Origin of the sequence: Candidatus Thiosymbion oneisti, assembly GCF_004359955.1 — a bacterium.
Classification (GTDB): domain Bacteria; phylum Pseudomonadota; class Gammaproteobacteria; order Chromatiales; family Chromatiaceae; genus Thiosymbion; species Thiosymbion oneisti.
Genome location: NZ_SMSC01000021.1, coordinates 33,265 through 49,522 on the forward strand (window position 1 = coordinate 33,265; position 16,258 = coordinate 49,522).

Here is a 16,258-nt window from a genome sequence, read left to right on the forward strand (position 1 = left end):
TATTCCGTTGGCAGCGAATGCAAGCCGAGCTTGAAATGCTCCTGATGATCGACAACTACGACTCCTTCACCTATAACCTGGTCCAGTATCTGGGCGAGCTGGGGGTGGAGGTACGGGTCTTCCGCAACGACGGCATCGGCCTGGAGGAGATCGCAGACCTCGCCCCCACGCACATCGTTATCTCGCCCGGACCCTGCACCCCTGACCAGGCCGGGATCTCTATGCCTGTGATCCGGGCATTTGCCGGGCGCATTCCTATCCTCGGCGTCTGTCTCGGCCATCAGTCCATCGGCCAGGCATTCGGCGGCAATATCATGAAGGCGCGGCAGGTGATGCACGGCAAGACCTCGCTCATCTATCACGCAGGACAGGGTGTGTTCACCGGGCTGGAGATGCCCATCCAGGCCACGCGCTACCATTCCCTGGTGGTCGCGGAGGCGAGCCTCCCGCAATCCTTGGAGGTCACGGCTTGGACCCGGACGGAAGACGGGACCCGGGACGAGATCATGGGCATCCGTCACCGCGTGCATCCGGTCCAGGGCGTGCAGTTCCACCCCGAATCCATCCTCACGCGGCAGGGGCACGACCTGCTGCGCAATTTCATCGAGGGTAAATAGGCATGGATATCAAACAGGCCATCGCCAAGGTCATCGACGGACAGCATCTCGACAGCGAGGAGATGACCGCCGCCATGCGGGCCATCATGAGCGGCGCCGCCACCGGGGCCCAGATCGCCGGCTTCCTGGTCGCCATGCGCATGAAGGGAGAGACAGTCACCGAGCTCGCGGCCGCGGCCGCCGTCATGCGCGAGCTGGCCAGCGGCGTGGAGCTCGGCGGGCTGCCCAACACCCTGGACATCGTAGGCACCGGCGGCGATGCATCCGGGACCTTTAACATCTCCACCGCCAGTATGTTCGTGGCCGCCGCCGCGGGCTGTCACGTCGCTAAGCACGGCAACCGCTCGGTATCGAGCAAATCCGGCAGCGCCGATGTCCTCGAGGCGGCAGGCGTGCGGCTGGATTTGACCCCCGATCAGGTCGCCCGCTGCGTGTGGGAGGTCGGGGTGGGATTTATGTTCGCCCCGGTCCATCACAAGGCCATGAAACACGCCATCGGCCCGCGCAAGGAGCTTGGGGTGCGGACCCTCTTCAACCTGCTCGGCCCCCTGACCAATCCCGCCGGGGTCCCCAATCAGCTGCTCGGCGTCTTCCGCGCAGATCTGCTGGAACCCCTGGCCCAGGTGCTCCAACGCCTGGGCAGCCGCCACCTGATGGTCGTCCATTCCCGCGACGGCCTGGACGAGATCAGCATCGGCGACGAGACCGAAGTTGCGGAGCTGAAGGACGGCGAAATCCGCCGTTTCAGCATCGCGCCCGAGGAATTCGGCATCCCCCGCGCACCCCTGGACACCATTCGGGTCGCGGGACCAGAGGCGAGCCTGGCCCTGCTCCGCGGCGTGCTCGAAAACCGGCCAGGGCCGGCCAGGGACATCGTAGTCCTCAACGCCGGTGCTGCCATCTATGTGGCCGGTGTCGCCGCCAGCCTGGCGGAAGGCGTACAATCGGCAGATGCCGCTATCCGCAGCGGCGAGGCACGCGACCGCCTGGAGCGGCTGGTTGTGCTCACCCAGGGCTTCGAATAAACCCGATGGTCGACACCCCGGACATCCTCAAGAAGATCCTACGCCGCAAAGCGGAGAAAGTCGCGGCCCGCGCCGAGCGTCTGCCCCGGGAGCGATTGGTCCGGGGACTCGCCGCGCCGCCGCCGATACGTGGCTTCGCCGACGCCCTGGCGGCCAAGCTGGCCGCCGGCCAGCCGGCGGTCATCGCCGAGCTCAAGCGGGCATCCCCCAGCAAAGGCGTGTTGCGGGAGGACTTCCGGCCCGCCGAGCTCGCGGCCAGCTACCAGCGCGGCGGTGCCGCCTGCCTCTCGGTACTCACAGACCTGGACTTCTTCCAAGGCAGCGACGCCCATCTGCAAGAGGCCCGGGCCGCCTGTACCCTGCCGGTCCTCCGCAAGGACTTCATCATCGACCCCTATCAGATCTACGAGGCTCGGGCCATCGGCGCCGATTGTATCCTACTGATCGTGGCCTGCCTGGACGACCGCCGGCTGCAGGAGCTCAGTATCCTGGCCGGAGAATTGGGGCTGGACGTGCTGGTGGAGGTCCATGACCGGGAAGAGCTGGAGCGGGCCCTAGCGATTCCCGGCCGCCTGATCGGGATCAACAACCGGAACCTGCGCAACTTCCAAGTCGATCTGAAGACGACACTCGGGATGCTGGACGCCATCCCCGCGGACCGGATCCTCATTACCGAGAGTGGCATTGGCGCGCGGGAAGACATTGCCCGCATGCGTGAACGCGGCGTCCATGCCTTCTTGGTCGGGGAGGCCTGCATGCGTGCCGCGGACCCGGGCGCAATGCTCGCGCGGCTGTTTGCGGAAGGAAACGGCGGTTGACTCGCCGGCTCCCTAAGATAGAAAAAATGACAATGACATCTTTTATCCGCAGATTTTCACAGATTACATCAACTTGGCTCTTCACGGATTCCGGTCCGTTCCAACAGGCACAAGGGGTACAAGACGCAAAGATTCCTTTGTCGGGACATCCCCTGCGGGTACCCCAGGTAGGTTGGGCAAAGCCCGCCAGCCTGTCTGCGTGCGGAATGCACAGGCAGGGGATGGCGGGCGTGCCCAACATCCACATCTTCGCGGCTCGGTGTGAGCATAGATATGAGCGGTGGTGAATTTTTGAGTGGTCGAGTAAAGGGGGTCATTAACCACTCCCGGTTTCTTTTTTGATCCCTGCTCCCGGCAGGAAGGTGTCGCAAAAGCCCCTCTCCCACCGGGAGAGAACCTGCCCCGAGCGCAGCGAGGGGGCCGGGGAGCGGGGATCAAATCAAGCAAGGGGGCATCATGAACCCTTCTACGCTAACCATTTAAAAATTTACCACTACCCGATTTTCTAGTAAGTAAACATCAACAGGACCTAATCATGAAGACCCGCCCCTCCTTCGTGTGTTGGCAGTGCGAACGGACCTTCGGACTGGTGGTCGATCTCGCCGGTGATCCGGTGCTGCTGCTCGAATGTCCCTATTGCAGCGCCCAATGCAAGGTCGATCTGTCCCCCTACCGGGCGCGGATCGTCACGGTGATGCGAGACCAAAAAGCCGGTCCGGGCGATGTTCGCTATGAGCTCCCTGCCCGCATCCCCACCTCCGAGCCCGGTGATGAAACACCCACCCCGGAGACCTAGATAGGAGACCTAGATAGGAGACCTAGATAGGAGACCTAGATAGGAGACCTAGATAGGAGACCTAGCTATGGATGTCGGGCACGCCCCCATCGGCGCCGGCATTGCCGGCAAGCCGGTTTTGCCGACAAGATGTCGGCGCTCCCGGCATTGCCCGATCTGTGGCTCACCGGCAAGGTAGGGTGGGCTGTGCCCACTGAAGCATGAACGCAACGGGATCCGGAACCGTCGCCGATGACGAGCCGATTGTGATCCAATGCCATTAAGTTAAGCGTTACCGGACGACAAACAAGAGGAGAAACGACGAAGCACGCGAATCCGCGCGAATGGATGCGCGCCGATTCGCGCGCTTCGTCATTTTCTCTTCCGCATCCTGATCGACCACGACAAGCGGTCAGCAGCTGGTAGCGGTAAATTTTTAGGCCCTTTATGGATTCCGGACTGCCAAGGATCATGGAAGGGTACCACCGGACGTTTTGGAGTGCCTGTCTGCCCCCAGGCAGGCGGCGGCAACCTTGCCCCAGTGCTTACCGGAACCTACAGCGCCAAGCATAAGCAGGGGGTCGGCCAGGTGGCACCATCCGGCCGCCGCTTTGGATGTACGCCCGGCATGGGCATGAACGGATGGGGTGTAAGTCCCGTGTAGGAGTACCTGAATGGCCGTTGAGACGACGGTAACGACGAGCCGACGGCAAGGGCAAACCGGCGCGGGGATGTCGGAAGGAAGCCCGAGTGCAAACGTGCGAGCCGACGAACAGAAATCGCAGAGAAGGCGTGGTCCGCGGGCGCGTCAGCATCAGCTGACGAAGGCCGCCAGGTCCCGGGGAGAGGGTAAAGGCGGCGGGTGTGCCCGGAAAGTTCAAGTTCGTATCCGGGGAGCGCTGTCTGACTGGCGGTCGGTATCCCGAGGGGAGTCGAAGTGAGGGCCAGTCCGAAAGGGCTGGCGTCAGCATCGAACCCGAAGGGGGCGGTGGTTGCCATGGGAGCTGGCCGGAGGGCCAGGGTGAAAGGGTTGGAATGACCACCGGACCCGAGCGTGACGCGGGCCGCGCGCGGGACGGTACCGCCGGGCGTGAGGGGACAGCAGTCAGCAGCGGCCAGAGTAGGCGGCGCACGGCGGAGGGGTGTGACGGCGAAGGGCCGACCGGGCGGGCGATCCGCCAAGCCCGGCACGATGGCAGCGACCAACCGCAACCGGTCAGCCGAGCCTGGATCCCGAAGCCGACGGGCGCCGGTCGCGGACGCGGGCGATGCCGACGGGAATGACGAACGCTTGGCGGAAACGCCAAGGCTTGCTCGGCGTGCGTGAGCGGTGGATGAAGGCGCAGGGTTAGGCTTGAGACCGGTGGGTGCTTCCTTCGCATGAACCGCCGAGTGCGGACCCGCATGCTAGGTGGTGTGGGGCGGGCGGGCTAAACACCCGCCCTTACCCGATTCGGCAAGGCTCCGTCCCCAGCCAGGCATTGCGGCCAGGGGAAACGCCGTCGCCGCGGCGCGGGTGGAACCTAAGTGCCCGGATTCCCGGCCAACGCCGCTGGTATCCCCCGTGACTGAGGTTCGATGCGGTCGTGCCGCTTTGCCAGCGCACTCCAAAGCAGTCCGGAATCCATAAAGAGCCTAACGTTTATTGTAACTTGTTGATTAATAATGATATGCGCTCGCTCTGATCCGCCACCCAGGCCCAGACGATGAAGCTTCGGAACTAGGTATATAATGGGGCAATGAATGCCTTGAACAGTATCCAGCTGCTGGCGGTGATCGTGCTGCCGGTGCTCTTTGCCATCACGGTGCACGAGGCGGCCCACGGCTGGATGGCAAACCGGCTGGGTGACGGTACGGCCAAGATGCTGGGACGGGTGACCCTCAATCCCCTCCGGCACATCGATCTTCTCGGTACTCTGATCGTCCCCCTGATCACCTTTCTGGTGACCGGTTTCCTCTTCGGCTGGGCTAAGCCGGTGCCGATCAACGGGCGTAATCTTCGGCAGGAGCGGCGGGATCTGGCCCTGGTGGCCCTGGCGGGACCGGGGGCGAATCTGCTGATGGGCGTATTGTGGGGCCTGGTCGCACAGGGTGGGCTCGCGTTTTTGGATACCTCCCGGTGGCTCGCCCTGCCGCTCCTCTACATGGGCGCCACCGGGGTATTCATCAATGTGCTCCTGATGGTGCTGAACCTGTTTCCACTGGTTCCGCTCGACGGCGGGAGGGTGCTCAATGCCCTGTTACCGTCCACGTGGTCGGCCGGGTTCTCGCGCTTGGAGCCCTATGGGCTGATCCTGCTGCTGGTGCTGCTGGTCACCGGCCTGTTGGGCTCCCTTCTGCTTCCGATCATCGAGGGCACGATCGGCCTCCTGCCGGGCGCTGAGGTTGTAAAGGAGCTGTTTTTCCACCGCCAGCCTTAGCGATTGCTGTCAAATGACATCCCGGCTTGCTTGCCTTCGCGTCTGTCGGTTGGGTTATGACAATCGTTACATAGCTCGACGATGTGCCGGTTGTCGTGCCTTGCAGAGGAACGAAAATTCGGCGTAATCTGGCCTACCCTTTTCCGCCAATCGCCTTAGGACTTCGATCATTGAACGCTGCTTCCCCCCATGGCAACCGCGTCATCTCCGGCATGCGGCCCACCGGACGGCTGCACCTCGGCCACTATCACGGGGTGCTCAGGAGCTGGCTGGAGCTGCAGCACGAGCACGAGTGCTTCTTCTTCGTCGCCGATTGGCACGCCTTGACCACCCATTACGATGACCCGTCCCCGATCCCGGGGAGTATCTGGGATATGGTCGTGGACTGGCTCGCCGCCGGGATCAACCCCGGCTCCGCGACCCTGTTTGTTCAGTCCCGCGTGCCGGAGCACGCGGAGCTGTATCTGTTGTTGTCCATGATCGCACCCTTGGGTTGGTTGGAGCGGGTCCCGAGCTACAAAGACCAGCAGGAGAAGCTGAAGGAGAAGGACTTGGCTACCTACGGCTTTCTGGGTTATCCGCTGCTGCAGAGCGCGGACATCCTGATTTACAAAGGGGGGCAGGTCCCGGTGGGGGAGGATCAGGTAGCCCACGTGGAGCTGACCCGAGAGATCGCCCGCCGCTTCAACCACATTTATGGCCGCGAGCCGGGGTTCGAGGAGCTGGCGGAACAGGCCTGTAAGAAGATGGGCAAGAAGAACGCCAAGCTCTTCGACAAGCTGCGTAGGAAATATCGGGAGCGAGGCGATCAAGAGGCCCGGGAGGTAGCCCGCGCCCTGCTCGAGGGTCAGGGTAATATCACGGTGTCGGACCGCGAGCGCCTGTTCGGCTACCTGGAAGGGGGAGGGCGCGTAATCCTCCCGGAGCCTCGGGTCCTGCTCACCAAGGCCTCCAAGATGCCGGGCCTGGACGGACAGAAGATGTCCAAATCCTATGGTAACGCCATCGCGCTGCGGGACGACCCCACGGAGGTGGAGCATTCCCTGCGCACTATGCCCACCGATCCCCAGCGGGTACGCCGTACCGATCCGGGGGATCCCGAACGATGTCCGGTGTGGCGGCTGCATCAGATCTACTCGGACGAGGAGGTCAAGTCTTGGGTCCGGGAGGGCTGCCGTACGGCCGGCATCGGTTGCATCGACTGTAAGCAGCCGATCATCGACGCGGTGCTCGACGAGCTGCGGCCGATCCAAGCACGGGTGCGCGAATTGGAGCAGCAGCCGGACCTGGTCCGGAATCTGATCAACGATGGTTGCGAGGCGGCGCGGAACCTGGCAAGGGAGACCATGGAGGAGGTGCGGCACGCCATGTCGTTGGTGTTCCCGTGACCGAGGGGACAGCTGACCCCCGAATCGACGGTGATCGGCCGCAGCCACAGGGGACACCCTGCGCCATTGTGCAGGGCGCTCCCATGCTCGCATTCCCCCAGGACCTCTACATTCCCCCGGATGCCCTGGAGGTCATCCTCGAGGCCTTCGAGGGGCCGCTGGACCTGCTCTTGTATCTCATCCGGCGTCAGAACCTGGACATCCTCGATATCCCCATCGCCGAGATCACCGAGCAGTACATGGAGTACGTCGAGCTGATGAAGGACCTGCGCCTGGAGCTGGCGTCCGAGTACCTGGTCATGGCCGCCATCCTGGCGGAGATCAAGTCGCGCATGCTGCTGCCGCGGCCGACGCCGCAGGAGGACGAGGAAGACCCCCGGGCCGAGCTGATACGACGGCTCCAGGAGTATGAGCGCTTCAAGCAGGCGGCCCTGGACCTGGATGCCCTGCCGCGCCTGGGACGGGACGCCTTCGTCACCCGGGCGCAGATACCGCCGGGACAGGTACGCCGGCTGCCGCCGACCGTGGACCTGCATGAGCTGTTGCTGGCCCTGCGCGAGGTCCTGGCCCGGGCGGATCTCTACCTCAGCCACCGGGTCGAGCGGGAATCCCTGTCCCTACGCGAGCGCATGGCGAAGGTGCTGGAGCATATGCAGGGAGCGGGCTTCGTCCCCTTTGTCCACCTGTTCGAGTTGGGTGAGGGGCGGGCCGGAGTCGTGGTCACCTTTCTCGCCTTGCTCGAGCTCATCAAGGACGCCTCCATCGAGCTGGTACAGCCCGAGCCCTTCGCGCCCATCCACGCCCGGCTGCGTGGGGCCGAGGCGTGAGCGGGCAACCGTCCCTCAAGCAGATCCTCGAAGGTGCCCTCCTGGCGGCCGGTGAGCCCCTGACCCCGGATCGTCTGCTCGGCCTCTTTCCCGATGAGGAGCGGCCGACCCGAGATGCGGTGCTGGAGGTCCTTTCATCCCTGGAGCGAGACTATCGGGACCGGGGTATCGAGCTGATCCAGGTTGCCGGCGGCTTCCGGGTCCAGGTCCGCAAGGAGACGGCCCCCTGGGTGGCACGCCTGTGGGAGGAGAAGCCGGCCCGCTATTCCCGTGCCCTGCTGGAGACCCTGGCCCTGGTCGCCTACCGCCAGCCTATCACCCGCGGCGAGATCGAGGACATTCGCGGTGTCGCCGTCAGCACCCACATCGTCAAGACCCTGACCGAGCGCGAGTGGATCCGCAGCGTCGGCCACCGCGACGTGCCTGGCCGTCCGGCCCTCTATGCCACTACCCGTAAGTTTCTGGACTACTTCGGGATGCGTTCCCTGAACGACCTGCCGACCCTGGCGGAGATCCGCGACCCTGAATTCCTGGGCGGCCAGGTGGCCCAGGAGCAGCTCGCGGGATCGGATGAGCCACCCCTCGAGGTCCGGGCGGCGGTCCCGGCGGAGAAAGCGAGCGACGCGGGAAATAACGCCGGGGCCACATCCGATGACAGCTAGGTCCTGTTGACATCTAGGAGGCTGTCTAAAAATTAAGATACTGATTTTAGGGTATAAGATCTGTAAATTTCGCACTCGTTCCCACGCTGGAGAGACTGTAAAAGAATTCGCCCTTGGTGGTGGCGAGGGTAAACTCCCGGTCGAGCTCGATCCGAGAGGTTGAGATTGATGGCGAGAGGTTACAAGCCAGGCGTCGCCCGTGCCCAGGCCGCACGCCTGCCCGCCCGGATTGAAGCCTAGGTCAGCGAAACCAACCACGTTCGGGCGCTCGACGCTTACGTTGACACGCTTGATTTGCCGGCGTTGGGGTTTACCCATGCGACGGGTGATCTGACGCCCGGTCAGCCGGCGTTCGATCCTGCCGTGCTCCTTAAGCTTTATGTTTACGGCGATCTCAACCGAGTGCGCAGCTCCCGGTGGCTGGAACGCGAGTGCCGGCGCAACCTGGAGTTGAGCTGGCTGCGGGAGGGGTTAGTCCCGAGCTACCGCACCAGCGCTGAGTTTCGACGGGTCAACGGGAGCGCATGGCGGGCGGCCAACCGTGATTTCGTCGTGCTGTGCCAAGAGCTGGAGCTGGTGGGCGGAGAAACGATCGGCATCGACGGCTCGTTTTTCCAGGCCAGCGCCAGTGACGCCAGCATCACGCCGAAGAAGGGCTTGGAAGCTGAACTGAAGCAGATCGAGCCTGATCTGGACGCCGACACCCAGTGCCTGGATGCCAATGACGCGCAGGAAACCGATGCGGGTGAGGGGTTAGGTGAAGACCCCGCGCTGGCGAGCAAGCTGGAAGAACTCAAGGCGCGCCAGGCCCGCCAGCAGGCACAACTCAAGCAGCTCGAGGAGCGTGATGAGACCCAGCGTCGCGTACCGACCCCGATGCGCGGGCCTTGAACAAGGGCAACCAGCCTGTGACCGGCGACAACGTGCAAGGTTGCGTTGACGACAAACACCAGCTCATCGTGCATCACCAGGTCACCAACGCCGGCAATGATCAGAACCAGCTCAGAGGCTGTCTAAAAACTAACCTATTGATTTTCTATTGGCATTGATTTTCGGCTGGCTCCCCAGGCTCCAGCGTGGGAGCAGACCTGGTCCCGACGGAGGAGGGATCTGACACTCCAGCGTCGATTAAGCGCCTGGTAGGCTAACCGCCAACGCCGATCAGCACGGAGAAGCTGCGTCCGCTGGAGCGGACAAGACGGCGTTCCCACACTGGAGAGACTGTGAAAGTATTCGCTTTTCCCCGGAAGTGGTGGGGTGAAGCCACTATATTTCATACTAAATTCTGTCTCATATGGGATTTAAGAGAAGTATTTTCGGCCTAAAGTAGGATAATTATGTTGTGCTGTCCCTATGGCTCCGAAAATCCAGTAATACTTTCACAGTCTCTGGAGCGTGGGAACGAGCGCGACGTACAAAGCGGTGTGGATCACAAACATAAGCTCATCGTGCATCACCGGGTCACCAACGCTGGCAATGATCAGAACCAGCTCAGAGGCTGTCTAAAAACTAACCTATTGATTTTAAATCGGTAGGCTGGGGTGAGGAACGAACCCCAGCTGTGGTTATTGCTGGGTTTTGGCCATCCCTGGCCGCAACCCAGCCTACGGCCTACGGTCCCTTTTTAGACAGTCTCTTACCGCGGTCGCCGATACCGGCTACTCCAGTGAGGCCGAATTGACTGCCTGCGAAGCGCTGGGGCCACGGTCTAGGTCCCCATCCCGGATCAGCACCAGGCAGTTACCGGCCACGCACGGCCGCCTCAGCGGCGAGCGGTTCTCGTATAACCGTACCCTTGATGTCGACATCTGCCCCGCCGGCGAGTTGCTGCCTCGGTGTGGTCAATCACACCACAAGAACGGCGTCCAGCGTACCCGCTACAGCCGCCTCGCCAGCCCGTGTCGGAACTGCTCGCTGAAGGCGGTGAGCCAGCCCGACTCCGGTGCTGCGCGCCGTATCTACCGCAGCGAGCACGCGGCGTTGGTTGAGGCCCATCGGTAACAGATGGCCGATCAGGGGCCAGAGAAGATGCGTCAGCGTGCGGGCTTGGTCGAACATCCCTTCGGCACCCTCAAACGCTGGTTTGGCTGGGATCACTTTCTGGTGCGTGGCTTCAAGAAGGTCTGCGGTGAGATGAGCCTGATGGTGCTTGGCTACAACCTGATCCGAGTGGTCAACCGGCTCGGCGTGGGGGCGTTCCAGGAGTCTTGCGCCCGGCGAACCCAGGTCAGGAACCGCCAAGCCCCGGTACAACTGGCCGCATGATACATAACTGCCTGTTTTTATTTATTATTGATGTGCCTGCCCAGCGTAAGTCTAGGGTCCGGTAGTCAGCGGCCAGACGCCGCCGATCGAGCGCCTGGGCACGATTTCTGCGCTTCTCCGATGCGCAGAAACCCAGGGCGCGGATGCTCAGGCGAATTCTTTCACAGTCTCCGGAGCCTGGGGAGCCAGCCGAAAATCATTGTGTTAGTTTTTAGACAGCCTCTAAGCGTGCGGAAAAGCGGAAAAAATACTTCCCATGTTAGCGGTACTGCTGTCTTGGGCATGGCACTGTGCTCCTCCAGCCCCTCTTAACAAAGATGCATTTCGGGTAGGATTAGGCCAAACGGAGCCTGCCTGGTATGAACCCGCATGAATGACCCCCTCTATCTCTTCGGCCTGGTGCCGGCGGATACCGCGATCGTCCCGGCGGGTGTCGGCGTCGATGGCACCCACCCATTGGAGCGGCTGGAGCTGGGGGACCTCACCGCGATTGTCAGCACCATCCCGCGGCAGGAATTCGTCGGTCCCGAGGCCGAGGAACGCCTGCGGGATCTCGCCTGGGTAGGACCGCGCGCCCTGCGTCACCAAGCGGTCATCCGCGACCTGATGGACCAAGGGCCGGTGGTCCCGGTACGGTTCGCCACCCTATTCAGCGATGCCGAGAATCTGCGCGCGCGCATCACCCGCCACCAGGCCGCCCTATCGGCGTTTCTGGAACGGACCCGGGATCAGGCCGAATGGTCGGTGAAGGCATTGCATGACCGCAAATCGGATCTGGCGCGTATCACCGAGCGGACCCTGGCGGAAAGGGCAACCGAGCTGACGGCATTGGCCCCGGGACGGCGTTATTTCGAGGAACAGAAGCTGCGCAAGGCGGTCGAGTCGGGGCTGAGCACGACCCTGGCCGAGGCGTGCCGATGGCTGTACGAGCGGTTGAGCGAGACGGCCACCGAGGCCTGCAAGGTTCGGCTCCAGGCGAAGGAGCAGAGCGGCCTGGCGCTGGATATGGCGGCCAACTGGGCATTTCTCATCGCCCGATCCGCGCCGGACGCATTCAAACAGACGGTAGACGCGCTATCGGGACCAGGGAATCCGGGTGGCCTACAGCTCCAGATGAGCGGGCCCTGGCCGCCCTACAGCTTCTCACCCCGGCTCGATGAAAGCTGAGGATGATGATGACAGGCACCGCCGATACCGAGGAGGCGGTGCTCGCGTATGCCGTCCTCGACGCCAGCCGGCCATTCCGGCTACCGACCATCTGCGGCCTGTGGGACGCGCAGCTCCGGACCCGGGAAGTCGCCGGGCTGCGGGTGGTCTATTCCCGGCTCGTGCCGCAACCGACGGCGCCTGACGTCGAGCAGCTGCAGGCCTTCTATGGGGTGATCGAGCAGCTCCACGCCCGCTACGACGTCCTGCCCCTACGTTGGGGGCAGCACTTTCCGGACCCCCAAGCCTTGACGCGCGCGATTGCCGCCGATGCCGATCTGTATCTGAGGCGGCTGACGCGCCTCGTGGGTACGACGGAAATGGGCATCCGGTTTCTCCCGGCCAGCGCGCAATCGATATCGGAGGCGATCCTCCGGCCCTCTCCCCATTCCCAGGGCCGCGCTTTCCTGGAGCAGCGCCGGGCCCGCTATGGGATGGAGGCGGCCGGACAAATGCAGCGACGGCGGATCGAGGAGCTCTGTCGCAACGCCTTTGCCGGTCTGTTCCAGGACCTCAAAGGCGAGACGGCGCAAGCGCAAGGGGCCGATTCCCAGGTCATGATCCGCGTCTACTTCCTGATCCCGCGTACCCTGGTGGAAAAGTTCCGCCAGGCCTATGCCGACCTGCGGCCGCCCGCGGGCGCGCGGATACTGCTGACGGGTCCCTGGCCGCCGTTCAATTTCGCTGCTTGAGCCTTGCCGATAATCTTTGCTGGTTTGTTGGCCCGAATTGGACTATGTTTGTCGGTGGGGACGAAGCATGGCCGGCGAGCACCCGGACAGGGTCATCTTCACTTCGCAGCAAGCCATCATCGCACCGACCCGGCGGGGGCAGCGGGTAGCCGGCGCTGTTCGACCGGCACCCGGAGTCCCACGGTTTCCTGGGTGGGAGGCGCCAGGCGCAACCCGCCCATCATCGACGCGTATCCATCTCGACGCGTATCCATCTCGAACGGAGCTAACCCATGGCACAAGTAATGAAAAGTACCGACTCTTCGAGTCTGGGCGAAGTCGTCGACCGCATCCTGGAGCGCGGCATCGTGATCGATGCCTGGGTCAAGATCTCCCTGGTGGGGATCGAGCTCTTGTCCATAGAGGCCCGCGTCATCATCGCCTCGGTAGAGACCTATCTGAAATACGCCGAAGCCGTCGGACTGACCGCCACCGCGGCGGTACCGGCCACAGCCTAGGCACCGTTCCCCGGCGGCTAACCCGCCCGACGAGCCGCGAGGCCGGCCGGGCGGAAGGGTTTCCATTGACGAGCCTCTCGAGGAGGAGGACATGAACAAGCTGGTGGAAGGTACGGTCCGCCTTGCCGAGCAGATCCATGGCGGCCACGTGGAACGCGAGCAGGAAGTGCGGGAACGCAAGACCCAGGAATGGGAACGCAAGGGCGAAATGGCGGAATTTCAGCACCGGCTCACCCACGACCGGGCGGTCGCCGCCAACCTTGCCCGGACCGAACGTCACACCTACGTAGAGCATGTCCGCCGGCAAGCAACGGCCATCCGCGCCGAGGGACAGGCGATGCGGGAACGGGCGCGCGACCTCCGTGCCACGCAAACGATTCCCTTCGTGAATGACGTGCGACAACGGGTCAATACGATGCGCCACCGGCTCTCCGGTGACATCGCCACGATGCGCCAGCTCCTGTCCGATCCCGAGTACACGAACCGCGTGGCCAAGGCCCTCGAGACCGGGGAAAGCATTCCGGCACCCGCGCCTGAATTCGTACATGGGAGACCGTCGGCCTCCACCCCCGGGCCGGCTAAGGCACACGGCAAGACCGCCCTGCGGCGGCCCATCGCTGCCGGGCAGGCAGAATCCGGGCTCGGAGCCCTGGGGGGAGTAACCGGTGCCCTGGGGGGAGTGACCAATGCCGTCGGGGGTGTCGTCCAGGGAGCAACCGGTGCCCTGGGAGGAGTAACTGGTGCCGTCCAAGGAGCAACCGGTGCGCTCGGGGGAGCGACCAATGCCGTCGGAGGTGTCGTTGAGGGAGCAACCGGCGCCCTGGGAGGATTACTCGGAGGAGTGACCGGTGCCCTTGGCGGAGTAACCGGAGCCGTCGGGAATGTGGCCGGTGGTGCCCTCGGGGCAGTGACCGATACCGTCGGAGGTGTCGTCCAGGGAGCAACCGGCGCCGTCGGAGGGGTAACCGATACCGTCGGAGGCGTCGTCCAAGGAGCAACCGGTGCCCTTGGCGGAGTAACTGGTGCCGTCCAAGGAGCAACCGGTGCGCTCGGGGGGGCGACCAATGCCGTTGGAGGTGTCGTTGAGGGAGCAGCCGGCGCCCTGGGAGGATTACTCGGAGGAGTGACCGGTGCCCTTGGAGGAGTAACCGGAGCCGTCGGGAATGTGGCCGGTGGTGCCCTCGGGGCAGTGACCGATACCGTCGGAGGTGTCGTCCAGGGAGCAACCGGCGCCGTCGGAGGAGTAACCGATACCGTCGGAGGCGTCGTCCAGGGAGCGACCGGTGCCCTCGGGGGAGTGACCGATACCGTCGGAGGTGTCGTCCAGGGAGCAACCGGCGCCCTTGGCGGAGTAACCGGCGCCCTGGGAGGATTACTCGGAGGAGCAACCGGTGCGCTCGGAGGAGTGACTGGCGCTCTGGGGGGAGTAACCAATGCCGTCGGGGGTGTTGTCGAGGGAGCAACCGGTGCCCTTGGAGGAGTAACCGGTGCCCTTGGCGGAGTGACCGATACCGTTGGAGGCGTCGTCCAGGGAGCGACCGGTGCCCTCGGAGGAGTAACCGATACCGTCGGAGGCGTCGTCCAGGGAGCGACCGGTGCGCTCGGGGGAGTGACCGATACCGTCGGAGGCGTCGTCCAGGGAGCGACCGGTGCCCTCGGGGGAGTGACCGATACAGTCGGAGGCGTCGTCCAGGGAGCAACCGGCGCCGTCGGAGGAGTGACCGATACAGTCGGAGGTGTCGTCCAGGGAGCAACCGGTGCCCTTGGCGGTGTCCTCGGCGGAGTAACCGGTGCCCTTGGAGGAGTGACCGATACCGTTGGTGGTGTCGTCAAGGGAGCGACCGATACCGTCGGGGGAGTGACCAATGCCGTTGGGGGTGTTGTCGAGGGAGCAACTGGTGCCCTCGGAGGAGCGACTGGTGCCCTTGGGGGAGTGACCGATACCGTCGGAGGTGTCGTCCAGGGAGCAACTGGTGCCCTGGGAGGAGTAACCGGTGCCCTTGGCGGTGCCCTCGGGGAAGTAACCGGTGCTGCCACGTGTGCACCTGAGGGAGCAACTGGTGCCCTTGGGGGAGTAGCCAGTGCCCTTGAGGGAGCAGCCGGTGTCCTTGAGGAAGCAGCCGATGCCCTTGAGAAAGCAGCCGATGCCCTCGGGGGGACAACCGGCACCGTCGAGGAATCACTTGAGGGAGCAACCGATACCCTGGGAGAGGCAACCGGCGCCGTCGAAGAAGCACTTGAGGGAGCAACCGATACCCTCGGGGAGGCAACCGATGCCGTCGAGGAAACACTTGAGGGAGCAACCGATACCCTCGGGGAGGCAACCGATGCCGTCGAGGAAACTCTTGAGGAAGCAACCGATACCCTCGGGGAGGCAGCCGGTGCCGTCGAGGAAACACTTGAGGGAGCAACCGATACCCTCGGGGAGACAACCGATGCCGTCGAGGGAACCGCGTCGGTCTCTACTCCCGAGCTACCGGAGGTCCCGACCGAGACTGCGCCGCTACCGGATGACCTCACAGCAATCCAGGGCATAGGCCCACGGGTGGCGGAGAGTCTCATCGAAGGGGGGATCGACAGCTATGAGAAACTGGCTGCCACCACGCCGGAGGATCTGGCCCAGGCACTCAAGCGCAAGATACCGAAACATGGAGGACTGGGTCACCCAGGCCCGCAAGTTAGTGGATGATGTGCAAGATCCCTAGTACCCTGTTTCATCCAATTTTGCTGGTTGTCATTTCGAGCGAAGCGAGAAATCCTTGTCCCGACGGAGGAGAGATCTTGTGCCCAAACAACACCATCACTTCGTATAGAAGATCTCTCCCTTCGGTCGAGATGACAGAGACTGGTTTTACTGGAAAATTTTGCTGAAACGGGGTACTAGGTCCTGTTGACATTTAACCCTAACCGTTTGTTTTTCACATGTTAGGTAGCCGCAATGCTCAAGCGGTCCGCACCGCGGACCCTACCCTAACCACCTGATTGACTGTAGAGTCCGCTGTGCGGACCTTCTAAATGTCAACACGACCTAGGTCCGATCCGGTGAGATTTCTAACCTGGGGTGGA

The 16,258-nt window shown here is 63.4% G+C and carries 16 protein-coding genes and 1 pseudogene; all 17 read left to right on the plus strand.

Features of this window, described 5'->3' with window-relative positions:
- The first annotated feature begins 35 nt into the window (after positions 1-35).
- The 17 genes and pseudogenes from E1958_RS13145 (at position 36) to E1958_RS13220 (ending at position 15,881) form a co-directional block, all read left to right on the plus strand.
- Positions 36-617, plus strand: coding sequence for an anthranilate synthase component II (locus E1958_RS13145; RefSeq protein WP_133512323.1), 582 nt, complete (start codon positions 36-38; stop codon positions 615-617).
- 2 nt (positions 618-619) lie between these two features.
- Entirely contained in the window at positions 620-1,642 is a 1,023-nt protein-coding gene (gene trpD, locus E1958_RS13150; RefSeq protein WP_133512273.1) for an anthranilate phosphoribosyltransferase, read from the plus strand.
- A 5-nt stretch (positions 1,643-1,647) separates the two neighbouring features.
- A complete protein-coding gene (trpC, locus tag E1958_RS13155; protein ID WP_207787928.1) occupies positions 1,648-2,460 on the plus strand; it encodes an indole-3-glycerol phosphate synthase TrpC in 813 nt (270 codons plus the stop codon).
- 535 nt (positions 2,461-2,995) lie between these two features.
- On the plus strand, positions 2,996-3,256 hold the full coding sequence (locus tag E1958_RS13160; RefSeq protein WP_133512274.1) for a hypothetical protein: 261 nt from the start codon (positions 2,996-2,998) through the stop codon (positions 3,254-3,256).
- 843 nt (positions 3,257-4,099) lie between these two features.
- Positions 4,100-4,519, plus strand: a complete 420-nt coding sequence (locus tag E1958_RS13165; protein WP_133512275.1) for a hypothetical protein — start codon at positions 4,100-4,102, stop codon at positions 4,517-4,519.
- A gap of 455 nt (positions 4,520-4,974) precedes the next feature.
- The gene (locus E1958_RS13170) at positions 4,975-5,655 is read left to right on the plus strand and encodes a site-2 protease family protein (protein ID WP_133512276.1); all 681 of its coding nucleotides are present in this window, start codon (positions 4,975-4,977) and stop codon (positions 5,653-5,655) included.
- A 170-nt stretch (positions 5,656-5,825) separates the two neighbouring features.
- Positions 5,826-7,043 carry a tryptophan--tRNA ligase gene (locus tag E1958_RS13175; RefSeq protein WP_133512277.1) on the plus strand — a complete coding sequence of 406 codons (1,218 nt, stop codon included), beginning with the start codon at positions 5,826-5,828 and terminating at the stop codon, positions 7,041-7,043.
- 83 nt (positions 7,044-7,126) lie between these two features.
- Positions 7,127-7,870, plus strand: coding sequence for a segregation and condensation protein A (locus E1958_RS13180; RefSeq protein ID WP_133512278.1), 744 nt, complete (start codon positions 7,127-7,129; stop codon positions 7,868-7,870).
- Positions 7,867-8,532 (plus strand): SMC-Scp complex subunit ScpB, encoded by a 666-nt coding sequence (gene scpB / locus E1958_RS13185; protein ID WP_133512279.1) that lies wholly within the window; start codon positions 7,867-7,869, stop codon positions 8,530-8,532. Before E1958_RS13180 ends, scpB begins: the two co-directional genes overlap by 4 nt.
- 258 nt (positions 8,533-8,790) lie before the next feature.
- A pseudogene (locus tag E1958_RS13190) lies at positions 8,791-9,423 on the plus strand (transposase); the annotation flags it as partial.
- Positions 9,420-9,581: a hypothetical protein gene (locus E1958_RS20355; protein ID WP_166664655.1), complete on the plus strand. Its 162-nt coding sequence runs from the start codon at positions 9,420-9,422 to the stop codon at positions 9,579-9,581. The pseudogene E1958_RS13190 and the gene E1958_RS20355, both read left to right, overlap by 4 nt.
- Positions 9,582-10,110: 529 nt before the next feature.
- Entirely contained in the window at positions 10,111-10,533 is a 423-nt protein-coding gene (locus E1958_RS13195) for a hypothetical protein (protein WP_133512281.1), read from the plus strand.
- Between the two features lie 3 nt (positions 10,534-10,536).
- Positions 10,537-10,797 (plus strand): transposase, encoded by a 261-nt coding sequence (locus E1958_RS13200; protein ID WP_133512282.1) that lies wholly within the window; start codon positions 10,537-10,539, stop codon positions 10,795-10,797.
- Positions 10,798-11,166: 369 nt separating this feature from the next.
- Positions 11,167-11,964, plus strand: coding sequence for a GvpL/GvpF family gas vesicle protein (locus E1958_RS13205; protein WP_133512283.1), 798 nt, complete (start codon positions 11,167-11,169; stop codon positions 11,962-11,964).
- 2 nt (positions 11,965-11,966) lie between these two features.
- The gene (locus E1958_RS13210; protein ID WP_133512284.1) at positions 11,967-12,695 is read left to right on the plus strand and encodes a GvpL/GvpF family gas vesicle protein; all 729 of its coding nucleotides are present in this window, start codon (positions 11,967-11,969) and stop codon (positions 12,693-12,695) included.
- A gap of 272 nt (positions 12,696-12,967) precedes the next feature.
- On the plus strand, positions 12,968-13,192 hold the full coding sequence (gene gvpA, locus E1958_RS13215) for a gas vesicle structural protein GvpA (protein WP_089729497.1): 225 nt from the start codon (positions 12,968-12,970) through the stop codon (positions 13,190-13,192).
- A 91-nt stretch (positions 13,193-13,283) separates the two neighbouring features.
- Positions 13,284-15,881 carry a helix-hairpin-helix domain-containing protein gene (locus tag E1958_RS13220; protein ID WP_133512285.1) on the plus strand — a complete coding sequence of 866 codons (2,598 nt, stop codon included), beginning with the start codon at positions 13,284-13,286 and terminating at the stop codon, positions 15,879-15,881.
- Positions 15,882-16,258: the final 377 nt, after the last annotated feature.

What these genes read in the sequence shown, in the direction of transcription:
- E1958_RS13145 (WP_133512323.1), top strand. Translation starts at nt 36, where the DNA reads ATGCTCCTGATGATCGACAACTACGACTCCTTCACCTATAACCTGGTC.
- trpD (WP_133512273.1), top strand. Translation starts at nt 620, where the DNA reads ATGGATATCAAACAGGCCATCGCCAAGGTCATCGACGGACAGCATCTC.
- trpC (WP_207787928.1), top strand. Translation starts at nt 1,648, where the DNA reads ATGGTCGACACCCCGGACATCCTCAAGAAGATCCTACGCCGCAAAGCG.
- E1958_RS13160 (WP_133512274.1), top strand. Translation starts at nt 2,996, where the DNA reads ATGAAGACCCGCCCCTCCTTCGTGTGTTGGCAGTGCGAACGGACCTTC.
- E1958_RS13170 (WP_133512276.1), top strand. Translation starts at nt 4,975, where the DNA reads ATGAATGCCTTGAACAGTATCCAGCTGCTGGCGGTGATCGTGCTGCCG.
- E1958_RS13180 (WP_133512278.1), top strand. Translation starts at nt 7,127, where the DNA reads ATGCTCGCATTCCCCCAGGACCTCTACATTCCCCCGGATGCCCTGGAG.
- E1958_RS13200 (WP_133512282.1), top strand. Translation starts at nt 10,537, where the DNA reads ATGGCCGATCAGGGGCCAGAGAAGATGCGTCAGCGTGCGGGCTTGGTC.
- E1958_RS13205 (WP_133512283.1), top strand. Translation starts at nt 11,167, where the DNA reads ATGAATGACCCCCTCTATCTCTTCGGCCTGGTGCCGGCGGATACCGCG.
- E1958_RS13210 (WP_133512284.1), top strand. Translation starts at nt 11,967, where the DNA reads ATGATGATGACAGGCACCGCCGATACCGAGGAGGCGGTGCTCGCGTAT.
- gvpA (WP_089729497.1), top strand. Translation starts at nt 12,968, where the DNA reads ATGGCACAAGTAATGAAAAGTACCGACTCTTCGAGTCTGGGCGAAGTC.
- E1958_RS13220 (WP_133512285.1), top strand. Translation starts at nt 13,284, where the DNA reads ATGAACAAGCTGGTGGAAGGTACGGTCCGCCTTGCCGAGCAGATCCAT.